This window comes from Kitasatospora phosalacinea (genome assembly GCF_000716545.1).
Classification (GTDB): Bacteria; Actinomycetota; Actinomycetes; order Streptomycetales; family Streptomycetaceae; genus Kitasatospora; species Kitasatospora phosalacinea.
Genome location: NZ_JNWZ01000136.1, coordinates 1 through 3,814 on the forward strand (window position 1 = coordinate 1; position 3,814 = coordinate 3,814).

The following is a 3,814-nucleotide window of genomic DNA, read 5'->3' on the forward strand; positions in this document are numbered from 1 at the left end:
CCGCCCCCATCCGCATATCTCACACACCACTGGTACAGCCACCGCTTCAGGCCCGTCAGGCACTTCACACAGATTCACCCTGACGCGCCGAAGTCAGTATGACGACGTTCGGAGCTTCCTGCGCCTTTGGTGACGCTGGCTGGCGCCGTCGCCGGTTACTCAGGTTGAACTCGCGATGTCGGTGATCATCGTCAGGCGAGGTACGGCTGTGGCATGCTCGTGCGCGTGATCGATGCCCCGAACCACGGCTGGTCGTTTGCAACAGCTCGGGAGCCGACTCGATTCGGAGCCTGCGAGGTGAACGGCGTTCCCGGTGTCGAGCATGCGATGGGCGCGCGCGGGACGCTGTGCGGCATCTCGGCCCGGCATACCACTCGCTACCTGCATCTGTTCGTCCCCGATGCGCTGCAGTCCTGCCGTCGGTGTCGTCAGAAGGCTGAGGCAGCCCCGACACAGCCGTGCGTCCAGGAGCGCCTTCACCGCAGAGTCCTGGACTCGGCTCGGGGACCGACGCATGACGAGTTGCTCGCCGCTCTCCGCATGGGGTCGAACGTCCGCCTGTGGATCAACGGCCGCTCCATAGATATGGCGAAGTTCTACGCACGGCTTGATGAGCTGACCGACGGTGCCGGGCCGGCTGCCGAGGCTTTCTCAGCCGCGGCGACCATCGGATTGGCGAACGTTGAGCACGACCGCTGGCGGTTCCTGGTCGTTCTTCCGGAGGACGGTGGCTCGCCGATCATTGAGCCTTTTCAGGGCGGCCACCGAACGGGTGACGGTCGAGCGGTGGGGATGAGGGCAGAACGAACGAGGCTCCCGGGCGGTTGAGCGAGATGTCTCACGTCTCAAGCAACCAGCCAGGAAGCCTCGTTGGTCACATATCCTGCCGCACTGGACCTGCCGCACGCCCTCGTCGAGTGGGTCACCATGCTCATCGTCACCCGCGAGGGTGACCGCCGCTGCAAACTCCGACCCTCGCAACGCGCCCTGGTCGCGCTGGTCTACCTGCGCAAGCACGACACCCTCGCGCAGATCGCCGCCGGCTTCCGGATCAGCGTCGGCACCGCCCACGCCTACGTCCACCAGGTCACCGACCTACTGGCTCGGAAGGCGCCCGGCCTGACCCGGGCCCTGCGCGAGTCCGACCCCGAGTACGTCCTGGTCGACGGCACCCTCGCCGAGTGCGACCGCGTCGGCGACGGCCGCGCCGACTACTCGGGCAAACACCGCCGCCACGGCATCAACCTGCAGGTCATCACCGGTCCGACGGGCAAGCTCGTGTGGATCTCCCGCGCTCTTCCCGGCCGCACCCACGACCTGACCGCCGCCCGCACCCACCGCATCGTGAAGACCTGCGTCCGGCTCCGCATCCCGGCCCTGGCCGACATGGCGTACACCGGCGCCGGCGGCACCTTCGCCGTGCCGACCAGACGCCCCGCCCGCAAGGAACTCAGCCCCGCACAACGGTCGTTGAACCGAGCTCACGCCCGGCTCCGCCACCCCGTCGAACGCGGCGTCGCCACCCTCAAGCGCTGGAGAATCTTCCAACACGCCCGATGCAGCCCGAACTGGCTGACGTCAGCAGCCAAGGCCGTCCTCACCCTCGAGCTTCAACGCTGAAAAGGCTCATTGCTCGTGGACCACGCGACCTTCACTGATGCCTACGGCGACCGCCAAGGTCGAAGGCGATCACGGCAGAGCGGCCAGTCCAGTCGCGGCCAGGCAGCCGTCGATGAGCTGGGGCCGGTACTGGATCTTCCGTAAGCCGCGCCGGACCGTCCGCACGAGGTGGTCCGGATCGGCGAAGGCCACGTTGGCCAGGAAGCCGCGTCGCAGCAGCGACCAGATGCCCTCGACCGGGTTGAGGTCGGGCGCGTACGGGGGCAGCTGGTAGACGGTGAGCCAGTCCTGGGCTGCGACGAACTCCTTCATGCCGGCGGCCAGGTGGGTGTTCAGGTTGTCCCAGATCAGGACGATCGGGCCGTCCAGCTGGCTGTGCGCCGCGGCGATCAGGTCGCGGTAGTCGGTCCAGGCGAAGCTCTTGCGGCCCTTGCTCCGGCCCGGCCCGTCATCCAGCCTGGGCCGGTAGATCAGCCGGGACCGCTCTCCGGGCTTGTAGCAGGTCAGGGCGGCGATCGAGACCCGTCGGCGGGAGCGGGCACGCCACAGTGGAGCACGAGGGCCTCCTGACGGTTCGTTGACTCGACATCACCGAACTGTGCAAGAGGCCCTTCTTCTATGCGCCGGCCGCGACCTGATCACCCGAACGAGCCTGATGCACGCGGAAGTTCGAGTGGCAGCCATGTCCCCCGGTTTGGGAATCGCTTCTGACCGGTGAAGCGCCGGTAGATCGTCCGCCGACAGGCCCCGAAGATCTACGGGAGCCGGCGCCAGGTGCAGCCCGAGGTCGCCACGAACACAATCGCAGCGAGCCCTTCCCGGTCCCCGGCTCGCCGTCGGCCCCGCCCTGCGCAGACGCTGGTGATTGCTGGGGTCGGCGCTTCAGGGGGACCAGGTCGCCACGAAGCAGCTGACGCCGTCCACGGTCCCGGCGTACAGGAGGCGGTGGGTGGTCAGGTCCCAGTCGGCTCCGTCCAGCAGTTGCCAGGGTGAGCGACCCGACACCCCCAGCTCGCGAGCGAGGCCCGCGTCCATGTCGGGGAAGAATCCGTCCGCGTCGCCGCTGGCCAGCGCGGCGGCGACGCCCGCGTCGATCTCCTCGGCCCGCGGGTCGAGCCGCCGGGCTCCGTCCGCGTCGGCGTGGGTCGGACCGTTGCCCGCCACCAGTAGCCCGACGCGGTCCGCCCACCCCGCCAGGTGCACGCCGTCCTCGCCGTTCGTGGCCCAACTCCGGGCGTCGTCCAGCTCGTAGGCACGCACCGGACCACTCCAGCCCGCCTGCTCCAAGAGCCGCGCGCCGACGCCGAGCGCCATCGGCAGCCCGCTCGCCGGAGTCTTCGCGGCCCGGCCCCGCCCGAGCCGTACGCCGAGGGGGAGCCCGAGGTCCCGAGGGGCCCACAGGGTGCCCTCCTCGTGGAGAAGGGATCGCCCACCCGGGCCGACCACGGCCACGATCTCGGGTTCCTCGGCCAGTACGGCCGCCACCGCCTCCGCGCACGCCGCGCGCAGCCGCTCCGGTGCTGCAGCCGCGCCCACGTCCGCCGCGAGCGCGAGCGACGGCAGGCAAGGACAGACGGCAGCGGCTACGAGCATGCTCCGCAGCCTAGCCACCGCTCCAGGCGGTCACGCCGACGGGTGAGGATCGGTCACCCTGAAGCGCCGACCTCACCAACGACGACCTGCGCTTCCTGCACTCCCACGGACTCACCGTCCACGAAGCCGCCGAGCACGGCCCATTGCCGCACCCGCCCTTCAGCGGCTACACACCCGCGGGCCTGCCCATCCGCATCCCGCGCCGCACACGCGCACCCCGACGGGCCACCCGCCCGTCCCCGAACTGACACCCCGTCCGCCCCGCCGACCCGAGGGGCCACCACCGTGCCTGTCCGCACCACCCGCCCGCACCGCCGCCTCGACCTGACCGCCCTCTACGACCTCCACCACCACAACTACCTGCGCTACGCCGAACTGCTCCTGCACACCGTCCTCAACCTGCCCCTGGACGTGGCCGCGGACCTCACCGGAGCCGAAGCCGCCACCACCCACGTCCACCTGCGCGCCCTCACTGCCCGTGCCGACCGCCCGAAACCCCGCCGATCCGGCCGAACCGGGCCGACCGGGCCGCAGCGCACTTGCCTGGCACCGGCGAGCGCCTGGTCGCCGCCGTCACCGCCCAGGCCGTGTCCGCTGCTGC

General features: G+C 70.3%; 4 protein-coding genes and 2 pseudogenes. 3 read left to right on the plus strand and 3 right to left on the minus strand.

Annotated elements, in window-relative coordinates; genetic code table 11:
* Window positions 1–213: 213 nt before the first annotated feature.
* Both OO48_RS33690 and OO48_RS33695 read left to right on the plus strand, forming a co-directional pair.
* Window positions 214–828 carry a hypothetical protein gene (locus tag OO48_RS33690; protein WP_157845618.1) on the plus strand — a complete coding sequence of 205 codons (615 nt, stop codon included), beginning with the start codon at window positions 214–216 and terminating at the stop codon, window positions 826–828.
* A gap of 42 nt (window positions 829–870) precedes the next feature.
* Window positions 871–1,620, plus strand: coding sequence for an IS5/IS1182 family transposase (locus tag OO48_RS33695; RefSeq protein WP_033223397.1), 750 nt, complete (start codon window positions 871–873; stop codon window positions 1,618–1,620).
* A 69-nt stretch (window positions 1,621–1,689) separates the two neighbouring features.
* On the opposite strand, the pseudogene OO48_RS33700 reads toward OO48_RS33695, so the two are convergent.
* The 3 genes and pseudogenes from OO48_RS33700 to OO48_RS33705 form a co-directional block, all read right to left on the minus strand.
* Window positions 1,690–2,163 (minus strand): annotated as a pseudogene (locus OO48_RS33700) (transposase); the annotation flags it as partial.
* A 215-nt stretch (window positions 2,164–2,378) separates the two neighbouring features.
* Window positions 2,379–2,468, minus strand: a pseudogene (locus OO48_RS37090) (IS5/IS1182 family transposase); the annotation flags it as partial.
* 34 nt (window positions 2,469–2,502) lie between these two features.
* A complete protein-coding gene (locus OO48_RS33705) occupies window positions 2,503–3,213 on the minus strand; it encodes a class III extradiol ring-cleavage dioxygenase family protein (RefSeq protein WP_033223401.1) in 711 nt (236 codons plus the stop codon).
* Between the two features lie 285 nt (window positions 3,214–3,498).
* Between OO48_RS33705 and OO48_RS33710 the strand changes: the two genes are divergently transcribed.
* A partial coding sequence (locus tag OO48_RS33710; protein WP_033223402.1) for a hypothetical protein occupies window positions 3,499–3,814 on the plus strand: 316 nt, incomplete at its 3' end.